Source organism: Polaromonas sp. P1_E12, assembly GCF_056405975.1.
Genome location: NZ_JBFUBB010000005.1, coordinates 156,630 through 181,900, shown reverse-complemented (window position 1 = coordinate 181,900; position 25,271 = coordinate 156,630). Strand labels below are relative to the sequence as shown.

The 25,271-nt window shown below is 62.4% G+C and carries 29 protein-coding genes; 8 read left to right on the top strand and 21 right to left on the bottom strand.

Annotated features, from left to right (window positions below; all coding sequences use genetic code 11):
* The first annotated feature begins 74 nt into the window (after positions 1 to 74).
* Together AC1D13_RS15530 and AC1D13_RS15525 are read left to right on the top strand one after the other, a co-directional pair.
* Positions 75 to 437 carry a helix-turn-helix domain-containing protein gene (locus AC1D13_RS15530; RefSeq protein ID WP_477689846.1) on the top strand — a complete coding sequence of 121 codons (363 nt, stop codon included), beginning with the start codon at positions 75 to 77 and terminating at the stop codon, positions 435 to 437.
* A complete protein-coding gene (locus tag AC1D13_RS15525) occupies positions 434 to 1,306 on the top strand; it encodes an ImmA/IrrE family metallo-endopeptidase (protein ID WP_477689845.1) in 873 nt (290 codons plus the stop codon). The genes AC1D13_RS15530 and AC1D13_RS15525 overlap by 4 nt, the downstream gene beginning before the upstream one ends.
* Positions 1,307 to 1,327: 21 nt before the next feature.
* Here AC1D13_RS15525 and AC1D13_RS15520 read toward each other — a convergent pair whose 3' ends face one another.
* The gene (locus AC1D13_RS15520) at positions 1,328 to 1,621 is read right to left on the bottom strand and encodes an ACT domain-containing protein (protein WP_477689844.1); all 294 of its coding nucleotides are present in this window, start codon (positions 1,619 to 1,621) and stop codon (positions 1,328 to 1,330) included.
* An 83-nt stretch (positions 1,622 to 1,704) separates the two neighbouring features.
* Between AC1D13_RS15520 and AC1D13_RS15515 the strand changes: the two genes are divergently transcribed.
* The gene (locus tag AC1D13_RS15515) at positions 1,705 to 2,682 is read left to right on the top strand and encodes a Bug family tripartite tricarboxylate transporter substrate binding protein (protein WP_477689843.1); all 978 of its coding nucleotides are present in this window, start codon (positions 1,705 to 1,707) and stop codon (positions 2,680 to 2,682) included.
* A gap of 52 nt (positions 2,683 to 2,734) precedes the next feature.
* Here AC1D13_RS15515 and AC1D13_RS15510 read toward each other — a convergent pair whose 3' ends face one another.
* From AC1D13_RS15510 to AC1D13_RS15500, 3 genes are read right to left on the bottom strand one after another with little or no spacing between them, the layout of a single operon-like run.
* Positions 2,735 to 3,679, bottom strand: coding sequence for a hydroxyacid dehydrogenase (locus AC1D13_RS15510; RefSeq protein WP_477689842.1), 945 nt, complete (start codon positions 3,677 to 3,679; stop codon positions 2,735 to 2,737).
* Positions 3,676 to 4,356: an RraA family protein gene (locus tag AC1D13_RS15505; protein ID WP_477689841.1), complete on the bottom strand. Its 681-nt coding sequence runs from the start codon at positions 4,354 to 4,356 to the stop codon at positions 3,676 to 3,678. Before AC1D13_RS15505 ends, AC1D13_RS15510 begins: the two co-directional genes overlap by 4 nt.
* Before the next feature lies 1 nt (position 4,357).
* Positions 4,358 to 5,326 carry a Bug family tripartite tricarboxylate transporter substrate binding protein gene (locus AC1D13_RS15500; RefSeq protein ID WP_477689840.1) on the bottom strand — a complete coding sequence of 323 codons (969 nt, stop codon included), beginning with the start codon at positions 5,324 to 5,326 and terminating at the stop codon, positions 4,358 to 4,360.
* A 111-nt stretch (positions 5,327 to 5,437) separates the two neighbouring features.
* Here AC1D13_RS15500 and AC1D13_RS15495 point away from each other — a divergent pair, with 111 nt between their 5' ends.
* Positions 5,438 to 6,193: an IclR family transcriptional regulator gene (locus AC1D13_RS15495; protein ID WP_477689839.1), complete on the top strand. Its 756-nt coding sequence runs from the start codon at positions 5,438 to 5,440 to the stop codon at positions 6,191 to 6,193.
* Between the two features lie 108 nt (positions 6,194 to 6,301).
* Here AC1D13_RS15495 and AC1D13_RS15490 read toward each other — a convergent pair whose 3' ends face one another.
* The 5 genes from AC1D13_RS15490 to AC1D13_RS15470 form a co-directional block, all read right to left on the bottom strand.
* The gene (locus tag AC1D13_RS15490) at positions 6,302 to 6,526 is read right to left on the bottom strand and encodes a DUF6500 family protein (RefSeq protein WP_477689838.1); all 225 of its coding nucleotides are present in this window, start codon (positions 6,524 to 6,526) and stop codon (positions 6,302 to 6,304) included.
* 8 nt (positions 6,527 to 6,534) lie between these two features.
* Positions 6,535 to 6,894 (bottom strand): DUF1801 domain-containing protein, encoded by a 360-nt coding sequence (locus AC1D13_RS15485; RefSeq protein ID WP_477689837.1) that lies wholly within the window; start codon positions 6,892 to 6,894, stop codon positions 6,535 to 6,537.
* 148 nt (positions 6,895 to 7,042) lie between these two features.
* Positions 7,043 to 7,342 carry a hypothetical protein gene (locus AC1D13_RS15480; protein WP_477689836.1) on the bottom strand — a complete coding sequence of 100 codons (300 nt, stop codon included), beginning with the start codon at positions 7,340 to 7,342 and terminating at the stop codon, positions 7,043 to 7,045.
* 48 nt (positions 7,343 to 7,390) lie between these two features.
* Entirely contained in the window at positions 7,391 to 8,548 is a 1,158-nt protein-coding gene (locus tag AC1D13_RS15475) for a formyltransferase family protein (protein WP_477689835.1), read from the bottom strand.
* Positions 8,549 to 8,645: 97 nt separating this feature from the next.
* Complete coding sequence (locus tag AC1D13_RS15470; protein WP_477689834.1) at positions 8,646 to 9,806, bottom strand: aminotransferase class V-fold PLP-dependent enzyme; 1,161 nt, start codon at positions 9,804 to 9,806, stop codon at positions 8,646 to 8,648.
* A 339-nt stretch (positions 9,807 to 10,145) separates the two neighbouring features.
* Between AC1D13_RS15470 and AC1D13_RS15465 the strand changes: the two genes are divergently transcribed.
* The 3 genes from AC1D13_RS15465 to AC1D13_RS15455 all read left to right on the top strand — a co-directional run bounded on the left by AC1D13_RS15465 (position 10,146) and on the right by AC1D13_RS15455 (position 14,372).
* On the top strand, positions 10,146 to 11,663 hold the full coding sequence (locus AC1D13_RS15465; protein WP_477689833.1) for a sensor histidine kinase: 1,518 nt from the start codon (positions 10,146 to 10,148) through the stop codon (positions 11,661 to 11,663).
* The gene (locus AC1D13_RS15460; protein WP_457282848.1) at positions 11,660 to 12,346 is read left to right on the top strand and encodes a response regulator; all 687 of its coding nucleotides are present in this window, start codon (positions 11,660 to 11,662) and stop codon (positions 12,344 to 12,346) included. The genes AC1D13_RS15465 and AC1D13_RS15460 overlap by 4 nt, the downstream gene beginning before the upstream one ends.
* An 82-nt stretch (positions 12,347 to 12,428) precedes the next feature.
* A complete protein-coding gene (locus AC1D13_RS15455; protein WP_477689832.1) occupies positions 12,429 to 14,372 on the top strand; it encodes a potassium transporter Kup in 1,944 nt (647 codons plus the stop codon).
* 259 nt (positions 14,373 to 14,631) lie between these two features.
* On the opposite strand, the gene AC1D13_RS15450 is transcribed toward AC1D13_RS15455, so the two are convergent.
* Complete coding sequence (locus tag AC1D13_RS15450) at positions 14,632 to 15,009, bottom strand: YciI family protein (protein ID WP_457282846.1); 378 nt, start codon at positions 15,007 to 15,009, stop codon at positions 14,632 to 14,634.
* Entirely contained in the window at positions 15,006 to 15,218 is a 213-nt protein-coding gene (locus tag AC1D13_RS15445; RefSeq protein WP_477689831.1) for a hypothetical protein, read from the bottom strand. Before AC1D13_RS15445 ends, AC1D13_RS15450 begins: the two co-directional genes overlap by 4 nt.
* A 54-nt stretch (positions 15,219 to 15,272) precedes the next feature.
* Here AC1D13_RS15445 and AC1D13_RS15440 point away from each other — a divergent pair, with 54 nt between their 5' ends.
* Complete coding sequence (locus AC1D13_RS15440; RefSeq protein WP_457282844.1) at positions 15,273 to 16,217, top strand: hypothetical protein; 945 nt, start codon at positions 15,273 to 15,275, stop codon at positions 16,215 to 16,217.
* A 43-nt stretch (positions 16,218 to 16,260) separates the two neighbouring features.
* On the opposite strand, the gene AC1D13_RS15435 is transcribed toward AC1D13_RS15440, so the two are convergent.
* The 10 genes from AC1D13_RS15435 to AC1D13_RS15390 all read right to left on the bottom strand — a co-directional run bounded on the left by AC1D13_RS15435 (position 16,261) and on the right by AC1D13_RS15390 (position 25,266).
* Positions 16,261 to 16,923, bottom strand: coding sequence for an HAD family hydrolase (locus tag AC1D13_RS15435; RefSeq protein ID WP_457282843.1), 663 nt, complete (start codon positions 16,921 to 16,923; stop codon positions 16,261 to 16,263).
* A 16-nt stretch (positions 16,924 to 16,939) separates the two neighbouring features.
* Positions 16,940 to 17,863: a metallophosphoesterase gene (locus tag AC1D13_RS15430; RefSeq protein ID WP_477689830.1), complete on the bottom strand. Its 924-nt coding sequence runs from the start codon at positions 17,861 to 17,863 to the stop codon at positions 16,940 to 16,942.
* Complete coding sequence (locus AC1D13_RS15425) at positions 17,850 to 18,146, bottom strand: hypothetical protein (RefSeq protein WP_477666823.1); 297 nt, start codon at positions 18,144 to 18,146, stop codon at positions 17,850 to 17,852. The genes AC1D13_RS15430 and AC1D13_RS15425 overlap by 14 nt, the downstream gene beginning before the upstream one ends.
* A gap of 86 nt (positions 18,147 to 18,232) precedes the next feature.
* The gene (locus AC1D13_RS15420) at positions 18,233 to 20,014 is read right to left on the bottom strand and encodes a sensor domain-containing diguanylate cyclase (protein ID WP_477689829.1); all 1,782 of its coding nucleotides are present in this window, start codon (positions 20,012 to 20,014) and stop codon (positions 18,233 to 18,235) included.
* An 86-nt stretch (positions 20,015 to 20,100) separates the two neighbouring features.
* On the bottom strand, positions 20,101 to 20,517 hold the full coding sequence (locus AC1D13_RS15415; protein ID WP_477689828.1) for a YchJ family protein: 417 nt from the start codon (positions 20,515 to 20,517) through the stop codon (positions 20,101 to 20,103).
* Between the two features lie 10 nt (positions 20,518 to 20,527).
* Positions 20,528 to 20,956 (bottom strand): rhodanese-like domain-containing protein, encoded by a 429-nt coding sequence (locus tag AC1D13_RS15410; protein ID WP_477689827.1) that lies wholly within the window; start codon positions 20,954 to 20,956, stop codon positions 20,528 to 20,530.
* A 180-nt stretch (positions 20,957 to 21,136) separates the two neighbouring features.
* Positions 21,137 to 22,264, bottom strand: coding sequence for an acyl-CoA dehydrogenase family protein (locus tag AC1D13_RS15405; RefSeq protein ID WP_477689826.1), 1,128 nt, complete (start codon positions 22,262 to 22,264; stop codon positions 21,137 to 21,139).
* Positions 22,265 to 22,290: 26 nt separating this feature from the next.
* Positions 22,291 to 22,968, bottom strand: a complete 678-nt coding sequence (locus AC1D13_RS15400; protein WP_477689825.1) for an SDR family oxidoreductase — start codon at positions 22,966 to 22,968, stop codon at positions 22,291 to 22,293.
* A gap of 34 nt (positions 22,969 to 23,002) precedes the next feature.
* Positions 23,003 to 24,088, bottom strand: coding sequence for a DUF695 domain-containing protein (locus AC1D13_RS15395; RefSeq protein WP_477688680.1), 1,086 nt, complete (start codon positions 24,086 to 24,088; stop codon positions 23,003 to 23,005).
* A complete protein-coding gene (locus AC1D13_RS15390; protein ID WP_477649773.1) occupies positions 24,085 to 25,266 on the bottom strand; it encodes an acetyl-CoA C-acyltransferase in 1,182 nt (393 codons plus the stop codon). The genes AC1D13_RS15395 and AC1D13_RS15390 overlap by 4 nt, the downstream gene beginning before the upstream one ends.
* Between the last annotated feature and the right edge of the window lie 5 nt (positions 25,267 to 25,271).

The following is a 25,271-nucleotide window of genomic DNA, read 5'->3' as shown; positions in this document are numbered from 1 at the left end:
GCTCAGGCGGGATTTAGGGGTTGACTGGTTGTTCGGTCTATCCATAAAATTTATTATGAATGTCCGGAATTCGGATGTCAACTACTTTTTTTATCGGAAATCAGAACTTCATGGCAAGCATAGGTGAAAAGATCCGTTCGCTGCGGAAAGCGCTGGGCATGACCCTTGACGAATTTGCAACTGAGATCGGAGCATCCAAGTCGTCAGTATGGGAGTTGGAAAACAAGGAAACCGTTCGCCCATCAGCGGATCGTATTAATGCAGTCGCAAGGGCGCTTAACGTCACCCCAGAATTCCTGCTGGATGACAAGGCGGTTTCTCCCTCTGCCAATGTCGCCGACCAAGCTTTTTTCCGCCGCTATCAGCAACTTAGCGATCCCACCAAACAGCAGCTGCACGAAATATTGAAAGTACTGGATCGCAAGGATCCTGATTGAGCACACCGGCATCACCGCAACGCGAGGCTATAAAGCTAGTTACGCTCTGGCGCGCGGTTCAAGGTGATGTTTTTCCAATAGATGCGGGCGCCCTTGCATTAAGTTGGTCGCAACAGACTGCGCCCGCCGATCCTATCGGCGATTTGGAGGGCCAAGAGCTGAATGGCTTCGAAGGGGGGTTGTTCTGGCTACCGACCAGGAAAGTCTGGGCGCTGCTGTACCAGCGCCATGACAATCTTCCAGGCCGCACTAATTACACAATTGCTCATGAGTTTGGTCACTACGTACTTCACCGCAAAAACCAACAAGCATTTCAATGCTCTCAGGATGCGACCTTAGGCGCCAGCGCCAAGGCGCTTGAGCGAGAAGCAGACACATTTGCATCATATTTGTTGATGCCAATAGATGATTTCCGCGCCCGAGTCAAAAATCAACACATAACGTTGGATGTGCTGTCCGTTTGCGCGACCAGATATGGCGTATCGATGACTGCCGCCATTTTGAAATGGGTTGAGTTCACAGATGCACCCGTGGTGGTAGTGAAGGGCAGTGAAGGCATGGTGGACTGGTGGCGGGCTAGTTCAAGTGCCAAAAATTATTGTTACGGCAGCCTACGTCGCGGTATGGAATTACCTGCAAATTCACTTGCATCTAACCCAGTAATCGCCTCCTCTTTGGCAGATTACCGGATTGGCATTCATCACCTCCCAGGAGTCTGGTTTTCAAACATGCCAGTACGCGAAATGCTCATTTCCTCAGACCAATATGACATGACGATATCCGTCTTGGTGCTAGATGACGGATTTGGAGCGCGGCCCTTAGATGAAGAGCCCGATCACGATATGACAACGGATTTGCCAACTTTTTGACACTCAAAAGCAGGCTGACACTCATCCACTATCCAACAACCTGCCTCTCCCCCTCAACGCAATATCCAGCATCATCTTGCTAGCCAGCGTCTCCAACTCTTTCTGCAACGCCTCCACAGACAAATTAGCAGGCACCAGCAAATGCGCCTCCACCTTGAAGGTCTGCTTGCCTGAGACGCCGCTGCGCACGATGTCGGTGTGAATGCTTTCGATGCTGATGCCGCGCTCGGCGAGCATCTTGATCAGGTTGTTGACGAGGCCCAGGCGGTCTTCGCCTACCAGTTCCAGTTCTAAACCCTGCTTGCAGGCATACAACTTGCGTCCCCGCGCTTAAGGCGGAGCATGCTTTGCAGAGCAACTGGCGACGCCCGGGACCCCTCCAACTCTGAAAGCGACCTATGTCATTCACCCGTACCGCCTGTCTGGCGCTTTGCGCCGCGACCAGCTTGGCGCTCACTACTCCCTCCTTCGCACAAGACACCTACCCCAGCCACCCGGTCAAGGTCATCGTCGCGCTGCCGGCTGGCGGCAGCGTCGACATGGTGGCGCGCCAGGTCAGCCAGCAGCTGACCACCGACCTGGGCCAGCCCTTTGTGGTGGACAACCGGGCCGGCGGCTCGGGGCAGATTGGGGTGCCGGTGGTGGCCAAGGCGGCGCCAGATGGCTACACCATCATGGTGTCGCCGGCGTCTTTTCTGACGACGAACAAGAGCATTTTCAAGACGCTGCCCTACAACCCCGAAACCGACTTTGTGGCGGTGACCAAGCTGGTCAACCAGGCCATGGTGCTGGTGGTGAACGACAAGGCGAAGTATGGAACGCCGGCGAGCATTTTGGCGGCGGCCAAGGCCAACCCGGGCAAGCTGACGTATGCCTCTTCAGGTGACGGCAGCCCGCAGCACCTGGCGGGGCTGATGTTTGAAAGCCAGACCGGCGCGAAGCTGCTGCACGTTCCCTACAAGGGCGGCGCGCCGGCCATTACAGACCTGATTGGCGGCGTGGTGGACATGGCCTTTGCCCCGCTGCCGGAAGCGCTGCCGCACATCAAGTCGGGCAAGCTGCATGCGGTGGGTGTGTTGAGTGAAAAACGTGCCGTTTCTGCGCCGGACATTCCCACGCTGCGCGAAGGCGGCGTGAACAATGTGGTGCTGTCGGCATGGATCGGCCTGCTGGTTCCCGCCAAAACGCCGCAACCCGTCATCGACAAGCTCAGCAAATCCGCGAAGGCGTTTCTGAGAGGCGATGCCAAAACCAAATTGCTGGAAATCGGCATGGAGCCAGCGCCCGATGAGGCCAAGCCCCTGGCGCAAGTGATTTCAGAAGAGATCCGCATCCACGCCGACCTGGTGAAAGCCGCCGGCCTGGTGCCGCAGTAACAGCGAAGGCGCTGGCGTGGGGCGCATGCCTCTGGCAGCCCTCGATCGAAAGCTAAGCCAAAGCCTCGGCGGTAACGCCTTCAATCACGCTTCGCGCATTACGCGCAGCAGCAACGCCCATATTCACGTATGCGTTGCTCGTGACACCGCCGATGTGGGGGCTCAGGATGAGACCCGGCTCGTTCTGAAAGGGGTGCCCTGGCGCCATGGGTTCCACGCTGAAGCTGTCCAGGCCCGCTGAATGGACTTGCCCGCTGCGAAGGCCTTCGAGCAAAGCCGCCTCGTCCACCAGCCCGCCGCGCGCTGTGTTGACGATGATCACACCCCTTTTGCACTTTGCCAGCGTGGTGCCATTCAGCAGGTTGCGGTTCTCGTCCGTCAGCGGGCAATGCAGCGAAATCACGTCGGCGTTTTGCCAAAGCGTTTCGAGCTCGACCCGTGTCATGAATTCCGGCAGCTCTTTGGCGTATGGGTCAAAGCCCAAGACCTCCATGCCCAATGCACTCGCCATGCGTGCAAAGCGCAGCCCGATGGCACCCAGGCCCACCAGCCCGACGGTTTTGCCATACAGTTCCACGCTTTTGTGGGTGGCCTTGTCCCAGTGGCCGGCGCGCATGCGCGCGTCCAGCACGGGAATTGACTTTGCACAGGCGAGCATCAATGCCAGGGCCTGTTCGGCGACGGCATTGGCGTTGGCGCCGGCCGCGGCACGCACTTCGACGCCCCGCGCGGCGGCGGCCACCTTGTCGATGGTGTCGGTGCCGCTGCCGTGCTTGGAGATCACGCGCAGGGATGGTGCCGCCGCGATGGCGGCAGCCCCCACCTTGCTGTAGCGCACGATGATGCCCACCGGGTCGTATCGCTTGCAGAGGGCGACGATGTCTTCTTCAGTTGGCGTCTTGCCGGCGTAGATGACTTCGTAGCCCTGCAGCAGTGCCAACGCTTCTGGTGCAAGGTCTGCCGCCGTGACCAGAATGACCGGTTTCTCGTGGCTCACAGCGACTCGCCTTCTTTCAGCACACCAGCGCTGCGCAACGCTGACTCCAGCCACTTGGCTGCCGTGTCGCCTTTTTTGATCGCCGCTATCCGTGCGTTTTCATCGGCCACCTTCTTCGTAGCTAGCGGCAGCAGGGATTCGATCTTCTCGCGTTCAACGACGACAACGCCGTCCGCGTCGCCCATCACGAAGTCGCCCGCATGCACGGTGACACCGCCTGCCGTCACGGGGTGGCCGATGCGACCCGGGCACGTTTTGGTGGGGCCGTTCGGGTTGTACCCGGCCGCAAAGACCGGGAAATCCATTTCGTCAATCTCGAGGGTGTCCCGCACTGCGCCGTCAATGACAACACCGACGATACCCAGCTGTTTGCAGGCGGTCATCATGATGGTGCCCATCAGCGCGGCGGTGAGGTCGCCCTTGCCGTCAATGACCAGCACATCGCCCGGCTGCGCCAGTGACATGGCCGCATGGATCATCAGGTTGTCGCCAGGGCGAACTTCAACGGTGAAGGCCGTTCCGGCAAATTTCATGCGGGGGCGCAATGCCTTGATGCGCCCGTGCATCGCACCCCGACGGCCGGCGACGTCGGCCAGGATGGCGGGCTGGAATGCAGCGGCTTCGCGCACCACGGCGGCCGGTACGCGGTCAAACTTGCGGATGATGTCTTGTGTCATGTCAGTCTACTTTCGCACCGGATTCTTTGACGATCTTGCCCCAGCGGGTGATGTCTTCCCGGATCAGTTTGCTGAATTGCTCCGGCGTGCTCCCCTCTACGTCGGCGCCCTGGTCGCGCAGCTTCTTGCGCAGGTCTGCCGCCTGCAACGCCTTGTTGATGTCTGCGTTGAGTTTGGCGACGACTTCCTTCGGCAGGTTCGCAGGCCCGGCGATGCCGAACCAGGTCACGGCCTCGAAGCCCTTGTAGCCGGACTCGGCAACGGTCGACACCTGCGGCAGGTCTTCGGTGCGTTTGGCCGACGTGACGGCGATGGCGCGCATCTTTCCGTTCTTGATGTGGCCGATGAGCGTGGGGATGGAAGACACATAGAGCTGCACCTGCCCGCCAATCAGGTCGGTGGCGCCCTGCGCCGCGCCCTTGTACGGCACATGCGTGAGCTTGACGTCTGCTGCTTTCTGCAAGGACTCGGTCGCAAGATGCGCGACGGTGCCGTTGCCGGAGGTCGCGTAGTTCAGGGAGCCGGGTTTGGCCCTGGACGCCGCAACGATGTCGGCGAGCGTCTTGTACGGCGAGTCCGCCGCGACGACGATGACCAGGGGCGCGCTCGCCACGAGGCTCACGGGCGTGAGGTCCTTCACGGGGTCGTATGGAAGTTTGGCGTACAGGCTGGGGTTGATCGCCAGGTTGCTGGTCTGGCCGAGCACCAGCGTGTAGCCGTCTGCCGGTGACTTCGCCACGGCGTCCACGCCGAGGTTGCCGCCAGAGCCCGGCTTGTTGTCAACGATGAAGGTGTAGCCCGAGCCCGTGACCTTGTTCGTGACTTCGCGGGCAATGATGTCGGTGCCGCCGCCGGCCGGGAACGGGACGACGAGACGAATGGGTTTGGTGGGCCAGGCCTGCGCAAAGGCACCAGTGGCCAGGGAACACGCGATGGCAGCGGCCAGCACGTAACGGCGGGAAAGTTTCATGAATATGTCTCCAAGGCTCCGCTTTAAAACAATAGCTGCGGTATGGATGTGACTGTAGGCGCGCGTTGCACGCCATACAATACCGTTTCATACAGTGAACCATGGTGCGGCATGCGCAACGATCCAGCAAATGAGCCAGTTGAGGCGGGCGGCGGCGTCATCGCGGTGACGCGGGCGCTCTCGCTGATGGAAGCTTTTGAGGTGGGCGAGTCAACGCTTTCGCTGGCGGAATTGAGCCGGCGCTCACACATGCACAAGACCACGGTGCTGCGCCTGGCGCGCACGCTGGCCTTGTCGCAGTACATGGTGCAGGCCGACGACGGCCAGTGGCGGCTGGGGCCGGCCGCCGGCTGGCTGGGTGCGCGCTACCAGGCCGGGTTCGACGTCAACCGCATCGTCGAGCCCACGCTGCACGAGCTCGTCGAGGCAAGCGGTGAGAGCGCGTCGTTCTACGTGCGCGAAGGCGACATTCGCGCCTGCGTGGCGCGCGTCGAAGGGCCGCAATCGGTGCGGCACCACGTTCGTGTCGGCGAGCGGCTGCCCTTGAACAAGGGCGCACCGGGGCGTGTGATCCTGGCCTTCAGCGGCGCAGCGGGAGAGCCGTACGAGTCGATCCGAGAGCAGGGGTACCAGATCTCGATGGGCGAACGCGAAGCCGAAGTGGCCAGTGTGGCGGCGCCGGTGTTCGGCCTCAACTGGCGATTGCTGGGGTCCATCTGCATCTCGGGCCCGAGTGCGCGGCTCTCAAAAACCAAACTGATGAAGCACGCAAAGAGCGTCATCCGCGCGGCGAACCAGCTGTCGTATGCGCTCGCCGGAAGCAAGTCGGCCCACACGCCGCGGGCGGTCTCGCGCTGGCATCCCTGAGAGTTGCGAAAGTTGCTTGTGAGCCGCCGTGGGGTCGTCTGGAAAAAAGAGATGGTGCCGGGGGCGGATATGGCCCTGGAGGACGCTTACATCAAGGCGCGGCTTTTCTCAATCGACCGTTTCCTGCTCAACCAGACGCCTGATCTTCACCGCTTTCTCAAAGTGGTCCAGCCGGTGCGTTTGGATCCACCATTTTGCGGCCTCCATCAGGAGCTCCGGGTTGTCATTCTTGTTGGCAAAAAACGCGTAGAAAGACACGCCGACGTTTTCGCCTTTCTCTCTGATCTTGTTTTCACAAACATCGATTATTTTCTGTTTCAGGTGAGCGCGCATTTGCATCCTCACGCCTTCGCCGACACCTTGAGTGCCAAAGCAAGATAGTCACGAACATGCTTGCCCGTGATGTCTTCAACTGATGCCAATTTGATGTGGCGACGGAATTTGCCTTCGCCCTCGAGCACTTTGAACTTGTCCGGCAGTGATGCGCCCTCGCCGAACTCCAGGGAGACGTGTTTTGCGTATGAGAACACCCCACAAAACGGCTTTACAGCGGAGAACAGGAGCCCACCGTATTTCACCTCTTCAGAGATCGAGGAATCCAGGCCAAGGATGATTTTTCTCAGTGCCTGTACAAGCTCGAAGCGTTCGGGATCAAGAAGGCGTATGTCGTCGAGAAATTTTGAGATGCGGTCGCTGGTCATGGTTTCAGGATTTGTAGTGTTGCTTGAACTCAGGGCTATTACAGCAAATCATGATTTTCGTTACTGCCACCACTCTCAGCCACCACGCCGGACAAACCGAATCTCAGCTCACTTGCCGGAAACCTGCCGCTCCCCCAAGCGAAATCTCTTAAAGCTCGCGCACGATCAACCAGGCACACAAGCCCACCACCAGAACCCCGGCAGCGACAAGTCCGGTCATCGTGGACATCCGGCGCTGGCGTTGACTGCATGGCAGGCAATAATTGAACATCTCGCCTTTGTAATGATGAAGAGGCAGGAGCAGGCCCGACCCGCCGCAGGCATAACACCTGCCCTGCGCATTCCTCCGCTTGCCCCGGCGGTCACGCCACACCTGAATGATGAGCCCAACGATGGGCAGCACACCCAAGCCCCCAACAACCAGCACCGCCACAACGATTTCAACCATTGCTATTCCGTACTCTTAGCTCACTTCATGCCCGAGGGGCGTGTTGACTTACCCGACAGCAACCTGCCGCTCTCCCAACGCAATATCCAGCATCATCTCGCTGGCCAAGGTGCCCAGCTCTTTCTGCAACGCCTCCACCGACAACTTGGCCGGCACCAGCAAATGCGCCTCAACCTTGAAGGTCTGTTTGCCTGAGACACCACTGCGCACGATATCGGTGTGAATGCTTTCAATGCTGATGCCGCGCTCGGCGAGCATCTTGGTCAGGTTGCTGACGATGCCCAGGCGGTCTTCGCCTACCAGCTCCAGCTCAAACACGCGCAGCGCGGCGGGGGTGTTGGCGCCATCGCTTTTTGCCACCACGACTTGCAGGCCGCTGGATTGCAGGCCGCGCAGCGAGTTGGCGAGGTTGTCGGCGTTTTCGCGGGGCACTTCGAAGTGGACCATGCCGGCGAATTCACCGGCCAGGCGTGTCATGCGGCTGGCGGCCCAGTTGGCGCCGAAGCGTTGGGCTTTGTCGGCCAGTGCGCTGACGATGCCTTGCCGGTCTGTGCCGACGATAGAGACGACCAGCGAGGTGTTGGCGGATGAGACCTCTTCGGTCAGCACCACGGCTTTGCGCAGCATGGGGGCGCGGGTGGCGAAGGCGGGGTCTTGCACGTCGGCGGGCAGGCTGCCTTGCAGGCGGGCGTGGTGCACGACTTTGCTGAGCAGCGCCAGGCCCATGGGCGCCAGGGCGCGTTCCCACAGTTCGCGGGCTGTTTCGCCTTTTTTGACAAAGCACCAGTCTTGCGCGGCGATGGCGCCGGCGTCCCAGCCGTCGGCCAGGTGATAGACGGAGCCGCCGGCAATCGGGTCGCCTTCCAGAATCGTCCATTCAACCGCTGCGATGCCGCGATGGCGTGGCAGCAGCGAGGGGTGGTAGCCGATGCCGCCAAGGCGCGAGCGGGCGAGTGCGTCGTCGCTTACACGGGCATGGGTGTGCGCGGCGATGATGAGTTCGGTGCCTTCGGCAATCGCCTCGCCGGGCACGATCTTGGGGTTGGCCAGCACGTGCACGGGGATGCCGGCGGCGCGCCCGGCAATCGCCAGCCGGTCGTCTTCAGCCGGGGCGACGATGCTGGTGAACTCAATGCCTTCTTCTTTGCGAAGCGCCTCAAACACCGAGGCAGCGAAAAAACGGGAACCGACCAAAGCGCATTTCATGGACACGTCTCTTTAGGAATGAATAGATAAAGGGATGGATTAAAACGGAAAGCGGACATAAAAAAGGGAGCCGAAGCTCCCGATGAGAAACAGCCGCTCAGGCCGCGACAGCCTGGCGCGCCTTCTCGGTCAGGCCAATTTCGTCGAGCGCAGCAGCGAGCTGGCCGACGGTGCGGTCAGACTGGTGCCACTTCTCGAGGCCAAACAGGCCCACGCGGAAGGTCTTGAAGTCTGCGGTCTCGTCGCACTGCAGCGGCACACCGGCAGCGGTTTGCAAACCTTGCGCAAGGAATTTTTTGCCGGACTGGATGTCTGGGTCTGTGGTGTAGCTGACGACCACGCCCGGGGCCTTGAAGCCTTCGGCGGCCACGCTGGGCAGGCCGCGGCTTTCAAACAGTTTGCGCACTTTGCTACCCAAGGCTTCCTGCTCGGCCTTGACTTTGGCAAAGCCGTAGTCTTGCGTTTCTTTCATGGCGGCGCGCAGGCGCGTGAGGGCGTCTGTGGGCAAGGTGGCGTGGTAGGCATGGCCGCCGTTTTCATACGTTTCCATGATCTGCATCCACTTCTTCAGGTCGCAGGCAAAGCTGGAGCTGGCGGTGCTGTCAATGGCGGCGCGGGCGCGTTCGCTGAGCATGACCATGGCGCAGCAGGGTGAGCTGCTCCAGCCTTTTTGCGGGGCGGAGATGAGCAGGTCAACGCCGGTGGCCTTCATGTCGACCCACATGGCGCCGGAGGCAATGCAGTCGAGCACAAAGAGGCCGCCGACGGCATGCACCGCCGCGGCCACGGCCTGCAGGTAGCTGTCGGGCAGGATCATGCCGGAGGCGGTTTCTACGTGCGGCGCAAAAACGAGCGCGGGCTTTTCTTTGGCGATGGCAGCCACCACATCGGCAATGGGCGCGGGGGCCCAGGGGGCTTGCGCGCCGGGGCCGGTCTGCCTGGCCTTGAGCACGGTGTGCGACGCGGGGATGTGGCCCATGTCAAAGATTTGCGTCCAGCGGTAGCTGAACCAGCCGTTGCGAATGACCATGACATGCTTGCCTCCCGCAAACTGGCGGGCCACGGCTTCCATGCCGTAGGTGCCGCTGCCGGGCACCAGGGCCACGGCGTGCGCCTTGTACACGTCTTTGAGGATGCGCGAGATGTCGCTCATCACGCCCTGGAAGCTTTTTGACATGTGGTTGAGGGCGCGGTCGGTGTAGACCACCGAAAACTCGAGCAGGCCGTCAGGGTCAACGTTGGGGAGGAGTCCGGGCATGGTGTTGTCTCTCAAATCGTTATTAAAAGTCGGGCAGCCAGCTTAACAGGATGAGGCGATTTTGGCAGTGGGGTTATGCGTGGTGGCTGGAGGCCCCAGGGTGTGGGAGCGGCGTGGGAAGGCTGTGCGGCGGGCGCTCCGGGGGCACCGTCTGCTATTTATTTCATAGCGGCTCGCGCAGATTCTTATTGGGCTGCAGGCACTTTTTATAGGCAAAAGTTGATACAAATCAAGAATTTGGGCGGTTTGGGCGCCTTGCGGTGCACCACACCCGCCGCCACACCCCGCCAGCCCTTCCTGATGCAATCCTGATGCGGCCGATGGTACGCTGGGCTTCTGATGATGAAAGCTGCTGAACCTACACCCGCCACCGGCACAAGTTTGCGCCACTGGGCCATCGTGGCCGTGCTGCTGGCAGCCGCCACCGGCGGCGGGCTGCTGCTTGACAGGCAGGTCACGATTGCCAGCCAGGCCATGCTGTATGTGCTGGTCGTGGTGGTCGTGTCTTACACCATGGGCTGGAAGGAGTCCGTGACCTGCGCGATAGTGGCCGTGACCGCGCTGAACTACTTTTTTGTGCCGCCGCGCTTTACCTTCGAGGTGGAGAGCCGGGATCACCTGATTGCGATTTTCAGCATGCTGCTGGTGGCGCTGGCCATCAGCCACCTGTCTGCGCGGCTGCGGCGCGAAACGGCCGTGGCCCGCCTGAACGAAGAGCGGGCGCGCCAGCTGCAGGGCCTGGCCACGCAGCTGGCAGCTGCAGCAAACGCTGAAGAAATTGCGGCACTGGGCCAGGCGGCGCTGGACGAGGCCTTTGAAGGCCCCTGCCTGCTGGGCACACGGCAAGCCGGCGGCGAACTCTCGAACGCCGCCGTGCTGGAGCCCTCAGTGCTGGACGGCATGAAGTGCTGCATGCGCGAAGCGGCCACGCTGGGGCCCGGCACCGGGCGCTGGCCGGGGCTGAACGCCTGGTACCTGCCGCTGGGCGACAAGACGCAGATGCACGGCGCGGCCCGGGTAGAGCCCGCGCCGGCACACGACACCGGCGGGCGTGAACATGCCGAGGCGCTGTGCGCGCTGCTGGGGCAGGCGCTGTGGCGGCTGCAGCTCAGCCAGTCGATGCAGGCGGCGCAGGGCGAGGCGCAACGCCAGCAGGTGCAAAGCACTTTTCTGGCGGCCATTTCGCATGACCTGCGCACGCCGTTGGCAACCGTGGTGGGCGCGGCATCAGCGCTGCAAACGCAGGGCGACAAGCTGGCCCCGGCCGAGCAGGCGCGGCTGCTGGGCAGCATTGTGAGTGAGGCCTCTTATTTATCGACCGTGACGGAGAACACGCTGCAGCTGGTGCAACTCTCCAACACCGCGCAGCCGCCGGCACGGCAATGGGAGTCGCCGGAGGAAATTGTCGGCACCGTGCTGGCGCGCGTGCGCAAGCGCGACCCCGAGCGCCGCATTACCTCCACCGTGCAGGCCGGGCTGCCGCTGATCAAGGCTGACCCGGTGCTGCTGGCGCAGCTGGTCGACAACCTGCTGGACAACGCGCTCAAGTACAGCACCGGCGCGATTGCGCTGTCGGTGGAGGCCCAGGGCAACACGCTGCGGCTGGCGGTAAAGGACAGCGGTCCGCAAATCGCAAAAGACAAGTACGAGGCCATCTTTGCGCCCTATGCACGCGGTGACCAATCCGGCCCGCGCGGCGCGGGCCTGGGACTGGCGCTGTGCCGTGCCATTGCAGAGGCGCACCAGGGCCGGCTCACTTTATCGTCGCGCCGTGATGTTGGCGAACCAGGTGAAGGCAATGTCTTTACGTTGACGCTGCCCATCGAGGCGCAGCAACCCGCGGGGATGCAGCCATGAGCCTGCGCCTTCTGGTGGTGGAAGACGACCGCGACCTGCGCGAGCTGATGCGCGCCTCGCTCTCGGTGGAAGGATTTGAGGTGCAGACGGCCGTGTCGCTGAGCGAAGCCGCGGCGCTGGTGCGCAACGACCCGCCCGACGTGATTGTGCTGGACCTGGGCCTGCCCGACGGTGACGGCGCAGAGCTGGTGCAGGAAGTGCGGCGCAAGCATTCACTGCCCATCCTCGTGGTGTCTGCCCGGCACCAGGAAGCGCAAAAAATCAAGCTGCTGGACGCGGGCGCCGACGACTACCTGACCAAGCCCTTCAGCGTGAGCGAGCTGCTGGCGCGCATACGCGTGGCGCTGCGCCACCGCGGCACGGCCCTGGCTGCGGCCGTAACGGTGCATGAACTTGATGGTTTGCGTGTGGACCTGACGCTGCACACCGCGCAGCTGCACGGCGAAACGCTGCACCTGACGCCCACCGAGTTCAAGCTGCTGGCGCGGCTGGTTCGCAGCGCGGGCCGCGTGGTGACGCACCGGCAGCTGCTGGCCGACGTGTGGGGGCCGGAGTACACCGAGCACGTGCATTACCTGCGCCTCTACATGGCGCAGCTGCGCGCCAAGATTGAGCAGGAACCGGCCGAGCCCCGGCATTTACTGACCGAAACCGGCGTGGGTTACCGGCTGGCGGTGGACTGAAAAGCCCCAGCTTACGCCCACTTATGCTTTCCTGATGCCCGCCGGCCGACAGTGAGGGCTTCTTCACTGAGGGATGGAATGTATGGGAAATGTCGCAACGACTGCGAATGCTGCTGCAGAGGGCCAGGCCACAGCCGCCAACAACAACACGCGTAAAAAAGGCCACCGCGAAGGCGTGGCGGCGCTGACGCTGGGCGCGCTGGGCGTGGTGTACGGTGACATTGGTACCAGCCCGCTCTACACCATGAAGGAAATCTTCAGCCCGGCCACGGGCGTGCCGCTGGATGCGGCGCACCTCATAGGCGCGGTGTCGGTGATTTTCTGGGGCCTGATGATGATCGTCACGCTCAAGTACATCCTGCTGATCTTGCGGGCCGACAACAACGGCGAAGGCGGCATCATGGCGCTGACCGCGCTGGCGGCCAAGGCGGCAGGGCACAACCCGAAAGCGCGCACGGCCCTGCTGCTGACGGGCGTGCTGGGCGCGGCGCTGTTTTACGGCGACAGCGTCATCACCCCGGCGATCTCGGTGCTCAGCGCGGTCGAAGGCCTGGAGGTAGTGACGCCCGCGCTCAAACCCTATGTGCTGCCGGTGTGCATGGCGGTGCTGGTGGGGCTGTTTGCGGTGCAGCGTTTTGGCACGGGCCTGGTCGGCAAGCTGTTTGGCCCGGTCATCGTGCTGTGGTTTGGTGTGCTGGCCTTTACCGGCGCGATTGAGATTGCGCAGCAGCCCGGCATACTGGCCGCGCTGAACCCGCTGAACGCCATTCGCTTTTTAAGCGCACAGGGCTGGCACATGTTTGTGGCGGTTGGCGCCATCGTGCTGGCCTTTACCGGCGCGGAGGCGCTGTACGCCGACATGGGCCACTTCGGCAAGCGTCCCATCCAGTTTGCCTGGGGCGGCCTGGTGCTGCCGGCGCTGGCCATCAACTACATGGGCCAGGGGGCGCTGCTGATGCGCGACCCGGCGGCGCTGGAAAATCCTTTCTATCGCATGTTTGCCGAAGCCTGGCTGATTCCGGCCGTGGTGCTGGCCACGCTGGCCACGGTGATTGCATCGCAGGCCGTCATCTCGGGTGCTTATTCGATGACGCGGCAGGCCATACAGCTGGGCCTGCTGCCGCGCATGAGCGTGCTGCACACCTCGGCGCGCGAGGCCGGTCAAATCTACATGCCGGGCGTGAACTGGCTGCTGCTGGCGGCGGTGCTGGCCACGGTGCTCGGCTTTGGCAGCTCGTCTGCGATGGCGGCAGCCTACGGCATTGCGGTGACGATCACCATGCTGATCACCACCTTGCTGACTTTCTTTGTCATACGCCAGGGCTGGCGCTACCCCTTGCCGCTGGCGATTGCCGCCACCGCCGTCTTTGTGGCGCTGGACCTGCTGCTGGTGGTGTCGTGCATGCTGAAGTTCATGCAGGGCGGCTGGTTTCCGCTGGTGATGGGTGTGGCGATCTTCACCGTGATGGCGACGTGGCGGCGCGGGCGCGAGCTGCTGGTAGAAAGCATCCGCCACGACGACCCGGAGCTGTTGCCCTTTGTGACGGCGCTGTCGGCCGACAGTGTGAACCGGGTACAGCGCACTGCGGTGTATGCGGTGGCCAACCCCGACACGGTGCCGCAGGCGCTGATGCACAACCTCAAGCACAACCAGGTTTTGCATGAACGCAACCTGATCCTGACGGTGGTGTTTCATGAAGTGCCGTGGATACCGTTTACCGAACGTGTGCAGGTGCAGCCGCTGGCACCGGGTTTCTGGCGGGTAGAGGTGAACTACGGCTTCAAGAACACGCCCGACATTCCGAAAGCGCTGGAGCTGTGCAAGGCCCAGGGCCTGCCCATCAACCTGTTCGAGACCTCGTACTTTTTAAGCCGCGAAATCGTGGTGCCCACCCGCGGCTCGGGCATGGTGCACTGGCGCGAGGCGCTGTTCGCCCTGATGTCGCGCAACGCAGGCAGCGTGGCGGGGTTTTTCAAGCTGCCCAACAACTGCGTGATTGAGCTGGGGACGCGGGTGCAGATTTGAGGGAGCCGGCAAGTGCGCGAAGTTACTATCAAATTGATAGCTGGTTGCGCAGACTCCCATTGGGCTGCAGGGACTTTTAATGCCTGAAAACGCCTGTTTTTGGTACTTTCTTGTGCTCAAAAAGCACTCAGGCCAGTTTTCAGCTCACACGGAAACGCTATCAAAACAATAGCTGCTTGCGCCCGTTGTTATTGGGTCAGAGGCCTTTTTTGTGCCTGAAAATGGCCCAAAAAGGCCGGTCAGGCGCCAGCCAGCCGCCTCAGGCCTTGCCGTCGTACTGCTCAAAGAAATCGATGGGGTGCATGTCGATGCGCCAGCCGGCCTGCTCGCCCAGCGTGGCCGCCGGATGCAGCGAGGCGGTTTTCACGGCTTCGTCCGGGTTGGCAGCGTCGATGATGAAAAAGCCGCCCACCAGCTCTTTGGCTTCGGTGAACGGGCCGTCGATCTTCTGCGTCTTGCTGCCGCGCGGCTGCAGGCGGATGGCGGGCTCGCCCAGCGAGGCGCTGACGCGCAGCTGGCCGGTGGCCTTGAGCTGGGCGTCTTTGGGCGGGCACTGGCTGACCAGGGCCTGCATGTCGGCGGGCGGCATGGCGGCGAATTCGGCGGGGTTGTAGTAGGCGAGGCAGAGGTATTTCATGGTGTTTCCTTCAAAAAATGGTGACTGACACCTCTACGACGAATGGATTCGACCGGAATCGACAGGCTGGCCACGGAAAATTCCGGCTTTATGCCAGATTCGGCCATGGTCGCATCATGGCGCATGTTGGAAGGCGGCAGCCCCAGCACAGCTGGCGCGGTAGCCCATACCCCGCGCAGCGATGACAGCCCGTAGACAATCAGGCACATTGATGCCAATGTGGAATGCATCCATGGCGATGAGTAAAAGCGGTTTCCCATCTTATGAACTCGTTATCCAGATATTTCTTCAAGGTCCTTTTTGTGGCGTCGAGCGGCCTGACCGCGGCAGGGATTGGCATCGCGTGCTTCCTGCTCATCAATCTTGCACCCACTGTCATCTGGGGTGATGAGATTCTTGTGGTCTCACCCTACTTCACGGGAATCCCCAGCCTGGTGGCTGGATTTTTCGTATTTGCGTGGTTCTTCAAGAACGTGCTGGAGTGGCTTAACTACGGCTTTCAGCCACAGCAGAGGTCCCCTTCGGGGCCGCAATTCATTTTTACAGGAGTCACTATTGCGTTAGGCATAGCAGCGATTTTTACTGCCACGAACGGGCTCTACTCCCAATTCTTCGACCTGGCATGGCGCGAAGAAATCCGGCTGGGCAATGGTGAGCTGAAGGTCGTGGAAACACGCAGAACCTATGAGCGCACCGGCTGGCGGCTGCACGAATTCAAGGATGCACGCCTGCAGAGTACCGAACTCAGTTTTGAACCGGCGGCGGGTGAACCCAAGGTGTCCGTTATCACTCAGTTTCAGCCGATCTACCTGAACCGGTTTGATGGAATCTGGTATCTCGTCCTGGCCGGACTGGATGACAGCTTGAACCAAGCACTGCCTAAAGAAAATTGGGGCAGCAGTTACAACACAATGGGACATCGGCTTGCGACATTGGATGGTCGAGAATTCAAACCCATCTCATGGGAGAAAGCCCCCAGATCCATCGTTTTTCACAACCTGCTGTCGACAACTATTTTTGATCTGGCCAAGGTCAAGGCGACAGAAAAGCACGTCATGACCTTGGGTGAAAAGCAGACCTTGATGTACCGGTACGTCAACACGCCGCCGAGTCCAGATCCGCTCAGAATCACGAGAAGCGAGGCCATGAAAACACCGATGATCGCCGAGTACCGGCAGGCCATTGACGATCTCATCAAACCGCCCTGACTGGCAGATCAGCCCATCAAAGATCTGACATCACCCGGTCGCTTCAGCTCAGCAACGCCGGCAGGTCGGCCATAGCGGTGAACACATGCACCGCACCGGCGGCGCGCAGGGCTGCGGGCGCGTCGTGGCCCAGCTCGGGCGGGCTGTAGCCAAACACCGTGCAGCCGGCCGCCACGCCGGCCGTGACGCCGGTAACAGTGTCTTCGACCACGGCGCAGCGCTTCGGGTCTACCCCCAGCGCGGCGGCGGCGGCCAGGTACACATCGGGGAAGGGCTTGGAGCGCGGCAGCTCGTGCCCGCTGAAGATGTTGCCCTCAAAGAAAGGCATCAGGCCGCACTTTTCCAGCTGCAGCTCGACCTTGAAACGGTCGGCGCCGGACGCGCAGGCGATGCGGCCCTGGTAGGCCGTGTGGATCTGGCTGACGGCCTCGACTGCGCCATGCACAGCCAGCAGCGACTCGACCAGGGCTTCGTTGCGGCGGGCGCGAAACTCCAGCATCCACGCTTCAGTCAGCGGCTTGCCGGTGTGGGCTTCGATGGTGGCGGCTTCGTCCTTGACGGCCTTGCCGACAAACATGGCCATGCATTCGGCCGAGCCGAGCTTCCAGCCGAGCTCTTCCAGCATGTCGCGGAGCACGCCGTTGGTCAGCGGCTCGCTGTCGACCAGCACGCCATCACAGTCAAATAACACGGCATCGAACTTCATCTGTCAGCTTTCTTTTTCAGGGGGTCGCCTTGGGCTTGCCGTTGGCTGCGTTGAGGGTGAACATCACCCACTCAGGCCTCATGTTAAATCGCACCGGCAAGATGCTGACGCCCAGGCCGCTGGTGATGTACATGCGATTGTCTTCGTGCCCGACCCAGCCGTAGGCCCAGTCGCGCGGGCCGGCGCCGGGCACGACCAGCGCGCCGACAAAGGGCAGGTAGACCTGGCCGCCGTGCGTGTGGCCGGCTACGACGAGACCGCGCACGGGCGGCAAGTCGATCAAGCTGGCCGGCTCGTGCATGAACACCAGGGCGTGCGCGCCCTTGGGCACCTTGCTCATCGCCTTGGCCGGTTGGGAGTGGCCGGTGTGGTCGTCGCCCACGCCCACCACCCAGACGGGCGTTCCGGATGCTCCGGGTGGCACGGGTAAGGGCAGGGGTAAAGGCACGGCGTCGTTCTCGAGCACCGTGATGCCCGCGCGGGTGAATGCCGCGGTGAATTTTTCGCCGTCGTGCCACCAGTCGTGGTTACCCATGACCGCATAGACACCCAGCCGGGCTTTCAGCCCGCCCAGCACCTGGGCGATCTCGTCCTCGGGTGTGGCGGCGGTGTCGGGCTTGTAGTCGCGGTCGGCAATGAAGTCGCCGGGCAACAGCACCACGTCGGGTTGGGCGGCATTGATCTGCGCCACGATGTCACGCGCACGCTCCACCGTCATGACGCGCCAAAGCCGGCGTTTGGTGAAGTGCCAGTCTGAAGCAATGGCCACTTTCAGGCCGGGTGGCCCTTTCCAGTCCGGAACGGTCTCGCTGATCTCGCGGTGGGCGACCCAGCGTGGTTCGATGATGACGACCCATGTGCCCAGCAGCAAAACCACCGGAATCAGAACGCAGGCCCAGCAAGATCTTTGCAGTTTTACCAGGCGCTCATAAACGGACATCAACACCCGCTTCGTTCACGGCCTCCATCACGCCGGTGCTGTGTGGCGCCAGGCCGTAAGCGCGGAGGTTTTTGCGCAGCTCGGCGGCATCGACTTCGTTCCAGGCCAGGCCGCAGTCCATGCAGGCATGTGAATGCTGGTTTTGCAAAAGCACGGGCTTGCCGACAAGCGAGCGCAGCAAGCCACGCAAGGGATAGAACCGCTCCGCTTCGAAATTTCCGCGCACCACCTTGCGGCTGCTGCAGCGCAGGCAATACATGCCGCGCACGGTTTGATTGAACATTGGTGCTCCCCGCCCAGTTAAGGTTACCGCTCACATGGTACCAACGGCCTGCGGTGCGAACGGGGCCGGAACTCCTGGCGGGCGGTTCATTGCAACTGGCCAGGGGTGGAGCCGAAACGGCGCACGGGAATGGAGTCGCCATCGGCTTCGGGCGGACTCAGGAAACGGATCGCGCGCTGGGCCTGGTCATCCTCCACCATCAGGCCCTGCAACGCTGCGTCGAGCGCCGCAAAGTCTCCGACCTCGCTACGGCGGCTACCCACCGCCACGGTGAACCGCAGCGCCATGGAGGTGGGGTCGTCGGCATCACGCATCAGCCCCAGGGCCACCAGCCGGGACAGGCGGGCCCTGAACGCTTCACCCGGCATCACGCCCTCCATCACAATGCCCAGCATGTTGCGGCCAAGCCGCCCCACGGTGTCGAAGTCGCGCGTGATGGTGCGTACCAGCCGCACGCTGCGGGCCAGCAGTTCTTCGGCCTCAATGATGTTCAGCCCGTCCGGGTCGGCCGGCTCCACAGAAACATAGATGATGGCCAGGTCACGCTTCAGCTCTGGCGCGGCGTTCCAGATGCGGGCCGCGCGGTCGCGAAAGGTTTTCCTGTTAAGGAAACCGGTGAGCGGATCGTGCTCTTCGGCCGCCTGCTCGCGCACTGTATCGGCGTGGCGCAGACGGCTCCAGGCGTTGATGCACAGCATCATGACCACCACCTCCACCAGGGCAGCGGCGACCGGAGTTTCGCCGGGCAACCAGGGCGCGTTGATAAGCCCCGAGCTTTCGGCAAGGGCGAGGGCCACGCAAACAAGGTAGGGCAGGTACACCAGCAGCCAGTAGCCGCCGAAGGCCACACCACGCCGCCAGGCACGCCAGGCGCAGGTGATGGTGAAGGCAAAAACGCTGAGTGTGATGGCGTGAAACATCGGCACCATGCGGTCGTACTGCTCAACGAAGGGGCTGGCCGTCATGTACATGAGGCACAGCGCAACCAGCACGCGCGCCATGCGGTGAAAGTTCCGCCCCTGCAGCCCGCCGAAGATGGACCGGGTGAACTGGAGGTTGAAGGCCAGGGCGCCCATCACAGACAACACAATCGCGTGGCTGGCAAAGGTTGCGGCGTGGGGCCACAGGTAACGCTGGGCCGCGCCGGTGTAGCAGAGGGTGGCCATGACGGTAAACACAAGGTAGCCGGCATACCAGGCATAGGTGCGGTCGCGATAGGCCAGCGCCATCTGGGCGCAGAAGAGAACCAGCGTGATGATCACCCCCAGCTGCAGGCCCACCCACAACATCTGCACCACATCTCGCCGGGACGCCTCTGCCGTACCTACCAGCACGGGACTCAGATTGACGGGCAAGCGGTGTACCACGCGGACAAAAATGTCCTGCGCGTCCGCGCCGGGCTGCGGCAACGGAAAACGCGGCCGCAGCGAATCGACAGGCCACCGCACATGCGCCACAAAATCGCCGGCCACAGCCATGCGCCATGCACCGCCCGCATCGCGCTGGAAGAACTCATACCGATCCACGATCACGGTGGGAAATTCCAGCAGCCAATCGGCGCCATTCACCACGCCCCCCGGCGCCAGCGTCATGCGCAGCCAAAGCGGCGAGGCCGCACTCACTGCATAACGCTTGCCGCTCACCAGGGGCTTGAAGAGCGCGGCATCCATGGCCGCAACCTGCGCAACGGTGGCGCTTGCGGGCAAGCCTTCAAGCACCTGCAGCGGGGCGGGGTAGGACGCCGGACTGCCGGCAGTGGCGGGCGGGGAATTCAGCCCGAGCAGAAACACCAGCCCCAACACACCGGTCCAGAGCAGCGGATTGCACTGCCGCCACGAAGCCGAACGGGTTGCGCGCTGTTCTTTCATGAAATCCATTCTTCACCCGAGATGCTATTAATACAGGAGCAACCAGAACTCGTCAATTAAGGGCTTAAAGCACCTTTTATAGCTCATCACAGGTGGTCGCCGTCGACGTAGTACCAATGGCCTAACTCGAGAATAAAGCGGCTGCGTTCGTGCAGGCGCACGGCCGGGCTGCCGGGGATTTTCTGGCGGGCGACGAATTCGACCTCGGCGTGGGTGTCATCGATCTGGCGATGGCTGCGCACTTCGAGGCCCAGCCATTTCACGCCGGGGTCAAACTCGATGGAAGCGGGCCGATGGCTGGTGTGCCAGGTGGCGAGCAGGTAGTCGGCACGCCCGGCCACAAAGGCGGTGTAGCGCGAACGCATGAGGGACTCGGCGTCGGGCGCGGGCACGGTGTCGAAGTGACCAAGGTAGCGGCCACAGCAATTTGCGAACGGCAACGGCTTTTTGGCCGGACCGGTGCGGCCGCAGGGGCACGGCTGAGAGGGTGACGGGCCCGGCATCACCCGCGCATCAGCCGCAGGCGTTGTTGTTGGCGCGCGCCTTGCGCTCTTCCAGCGTTTCGGTGGGTGCGCCCTGCTTCACCCATTCGGCATAACCGCCGTCGATGTGGGCCACATTGCGCATGCCCATGTCCTGCAGGGTCTTGGTGGCCAGGGCGCTGCGCCAGCCTGCCCCGCAAAAGAGGATGAACTCCCTGCCTTCGTCGGCAAACAGGGGCTTGTGGTATGGCGACTCGGGGTCTACCCAGAATTCAAGCATGCCGCGCGGCGCGTGAAAGCTGTCCACCACAGTGCCGGCTGCCAGCTCGCGCACATCGCGGATATCGACGATCTGTACCTTGGGGTCGCCGAGTTTTGACCTGGCCTCTGCAACGGAATAGGTTTTGACCTGCGCCACGGCCTCGTCGACCAGTGCGCGGAATCCTTTGGTAATCGGCATGCTCTGTCTCCTGCTGTGGATAGCCACTGAATTAACAAGTTTACGGCGTGCACTCCATGCGCAGTGCGACAAATCCCGCAAACCCAGCAGGGGCCGCGGAACCGGCTTTGCCGGGCCGCAGGCGCCGCCCCCTGCAAGGGGGGAGGAAGCTACACGCAGTGAGCTTCAACGGGGGTGTGCTCAAAGTCCTCGTTGGATAATTATTTTTTGCACGTCGGAAGTGCCTTCATAGATCTGGCACACCCGCACATCGCGGTAGATGCGCTCCACCGGGAAATCGCTCACATAGCCGTAGCCGCCCAGCGTCTGGATGGCGGCGCTGCAAACCTCTTCGGCCATTTCGCTGGCAAAGAGCTTGGCCATGGCGGCTTCTTTCAGGCAGGGCAGGCCGGCGTCGCGCAGGCTGGCGGCGTGCCAGATCAGCTGGCGGGCCGCTTCGATCTTCGTGGCGCAGTCGGCCAGGCGAAAGCCTACTGCCTGGTGGTTGAATATGGCGGTGCCAAAGCTCTGGCGTTCTTTGGCATAGCTGAGCGCAAACTCAAACGCGCTGCGCGCCATGCCCACGCTTTGCGCGGCGATGCCGATGCGCCCGCCTTCGAGCGCACCCAGCGCGATCTTGTAGCCTTCGCCTTCGTTGCCGATCAGGTTCTCGGCCGGGATGCGGCAGTTGTCAAAATTGATTTGCGCGGTGTCACTGGAGTGCTGGCCCAGTTTGTCTTCAAGCCGCGCGACGACATAGCCCGGCGCGCTGGTGGGCACGATGAAGGCGCTCATGCCTTTTTTGCCGGCGCCCTTGTCGGTGACCGCAATCACGATGGCGGCGTGGCCGTTCTTGCCGCTGGTGATGAACTGCTTGACGCCGTTGATCACGTATTCGTCGCCGTCTTTGACTGCCGTGGTTCGCAGCGAGGAAGCATCGCTGCCCACATGCGGCTCCGTCAGGCAAAAGACACCGAGCATTTCGCCCTGCGCGAGTTTTGTCAGCCACTGCTTTTTCTGTTGTGCATTGCCGTAGCGCATGAGGATGGCATTGACCGGGCAGTTGGTGACACTGATGGCCGTGCTGGTGCCGCCGTCGCCGGCGGCGATTTCTTCGAGCACCAGCGCGAGCGTGAGGTAGTCCAGATTGGCGCCGCCGAACTCTTCGGGCACGCAGATGCCGTAAGCGCCGAGCGCGGCCAGGCCCTTGTGCGCCTCGACCGGGAAGTGGTGCTCTTTGTCCCATCGCGCGGCGTGGGGCCAGAGCTCGGCCTGCGCAAAGTCGCGCACCGCGTCGCGGATCATGGTTTGGTCTTGGGTCAGAATCATCGAAATCTTTCAGTGGAGTGCAGGGCTCACCATGTGCTGAAGCGGCGGCCGTCGTAGTCAAGAAAGGCGCCCTTGTGCTCGGGCTTGAGCCCGGCCAGCGTGGCGCGCATGGCCGAGACACTTTGAACCGTGGTGAGCGGCGCGTCCAGGCCGCCCATGTCGGTTTGAACCCAGCCGGGCGACAAGGCCACCATGATGGCGCGCGGGTAGTCATGCTGGGCAGACGCCACGGCCATGTTCAGCGCAGCCTTGCTGACGCGGTAGGTCCAGCTGCTGCTGGACGGTACCTCGCCAATGCAACCCATGCCGCTGGTGATGAAGGCAAAGCAGCCTCCCTTGCCTCCGCGTGCGGCTTCGACCATGGGCGCGACCTGCGGAATGGCCTGCATGGCGCCCAGCACATTGGTGTGCAGGGTGTGGTCAAACGCCTCACGCGTCGGCGGCGAGAGTGCATCGCCCTGCGGAAAGACGCCGGCCACGTAGAGGGCAATGTCGATCTCTTCGCCGTCCAGCAGCCAGGCCAGGCCGCTGATGCTGGCAGGCTGGGCCACGTCCAGCCGCAAGGCCTTGGCGCCCAGGGCCTTGAGGCGCTGCAGGCCTTCGTCGTTGCGCGCGGTGGCTATGACGTTGGCACCGTCGGCAAGGTATTGGCTGACGAATTCAAGGCCTATGCCGCGTGATGCGCCGATGACGAGGACTTTCATGGATTAGGGCCTGTTAACACTGTGTTTGCAGGCCCTAGCCCGCAAAATTGAAGTACTTCGACCATGACGGGTCGAACGCATTGCTCAGCTCAACGTCGGCGAACGATGCGCCGCGCAAGCTGGTGTCAATCACATCGAGTGCAGCAGGCAGGTCGCCCACGTAATAGTTGGCCAGGCGCCGGCCGTTCCTGACCACGGTGTGGGACAGGATGCCGGCATGCTGAAGCTCCAGGCGGGTGGCAATCTGCTCCTGGACTTCGCGGGCACGCTCCAGTGCCGCATGGTCATCCACGGGCAGGCGGAGCTCGATCGCGTGACCAAGGTCAGGCCGCGCTGCAATCGCATTGGCGCTCTGGTTGACCGCCACGATCGCCTTGTCACCCTCCTGGTCGTCTTCTTCGTCACCCTCTTCGTCACCGTCCCCGTCGTTGCCAAAGACGACTGTCATGACAGACCACCGGTGTTCGCCGCTCGGGAACAAGCCTGTGTGCCCCAGTTCGTTCGTCCAGAACGCGTCGAGAACAGCGCCGAACTTGTCGAGCGTCGTGGAGCCGGCCACTTCGTCCGAGAACGCATCGACGAAGTCCACAAAACCCACCTTGACCGCGAAGTCGTACTCGCCCAGCACATGGTCGAGCATGATGAAGGTCATGTTGCGCGCATGGTCCTGCATGTCGCTGGGCAGTTCACGCGCAAACATGACTTCGATGCCCACCTGCCCTTCATCGGCGACATGGCCGATCAGCACCTCGGAGGTTGCCAGCTCAAAGTTATCCATCCGCATGGGGAAGTCGGGGCTCTCCGTGCGGGCGCGAAAAGCGGTGAGGCTGTAGTGCTTCAGCGGCGGCGCGCGCTTGACGAAGTCCAGCAGCAGCGGAAAGGTTTCGGTACTGCCGTGCGCGGTGGCGATCAGTTCGACCTGCTGGTCACCGTCGTCAGCCGACATTTCCAGCGCCAGCCCCTCCAGGTACTCCTCGAGAACTTCATTGATGTTCTCGACCTGGTCGCGTACCGGCTGGCGGACAAGCTCCGCCTCGCCCTCCTGGAATTTCAGCCAGAAGGCATCAATGCGCTGGGCGAGCTCAGCGGGTGAAAGCGTTTGTGGTGCTTCTTGCGTCATACCAGCTCGATCGCCATGGCTGTGCCTTCACCGCCGCCGATGCACAAGGTGGCAACGCCTTTCTTCAGGCCGCGGGCCTTGAGCGCGTGGATCAGCGTGACCAGGATACGGGCGCCGGACGCGCCGATGGGATGGCCCAGCGCACAGGCCCCACCGTTGACGTTGACGATGTCGTGGCTGATGCCGAGCTCTTTCATGGCCGCCATGGGCACTACGGCGAAGGCTTCATTGACTTCCCACAGGTCCACGTCTTTGGCGCTCCAGCCGATTTTCTTGAGCAGCTTGTTGACGGCGCCGACAGGGGCGGTGGTGAACCATTCAGGGTCTTGCGCAAACGTGGCGTGGCCGAGGATGCGCGCGATGGGCGTGGCGCCCAGTTCTTTGGCGGTCGATTCGCGCGCCAGCACCAGGGCGGCGGCGCCGTCGTTGATGGACGAGCTGGAGGCGGCGGTGATGGTGCCGTCTTTCTTGAAGGCAGGCTTGAGTGTGGGAATCTTGTCGAGCTTGACCTTGCCCGGGCCTTCGTCGATGGAGATCACCGTTTCACCGCTGCGGCCCTTGACGGTGATGGGCGTGATTTCGGCCTTGAAGGCACCGGATTCGGTGGCGGCCTTGGCGCGGTTGACGCTGGCGGTGGCAAAAGCGTCCTGCGCCTCGCGGGTGAACTTGTACTTGTCGGCGCACTGCTCGCCGAAGGTGCCCATGGCGCGGCCGGGTTCATAAGCGTCTTCCAGGCCGTCGAGCATCATGTGGTCATAAATGCGGTCGTGCCCGATGCGGATGCCGCTGCGGCCCTTGAGCAGCAGGTGGGGTGCGTTGGTCATGCTTTCCATGCCGCCGGAAACCATCACGTCGCGGCTGCCTGCGATGAGCTGGTCGTGCGCGAGCATGGTGGCTTCCATGCCGGAGCCGCACATTTTGGACAGCGTGACGGCACCCACGCTGGCAGGCAGCCCGCCCTTGAAACCGGCCTGGCGTGCAGGCGCCTGGCCCTGGCCGGCCATCAGACAGTTGCCGAACAGCACTTCGTCGACCTTTTCAGGCGCGATGCCGGAACGCTCGATGGCGGCCTTGATGGCGTAGCCGCCCAGATCATGGGCCGACAGGCTGGCGAAGTCGCCCTGGAAGCCGCCCATGGGGGTGCGGGCTGCGCCGAGGATGACGATGGAATCAGACATGAGGT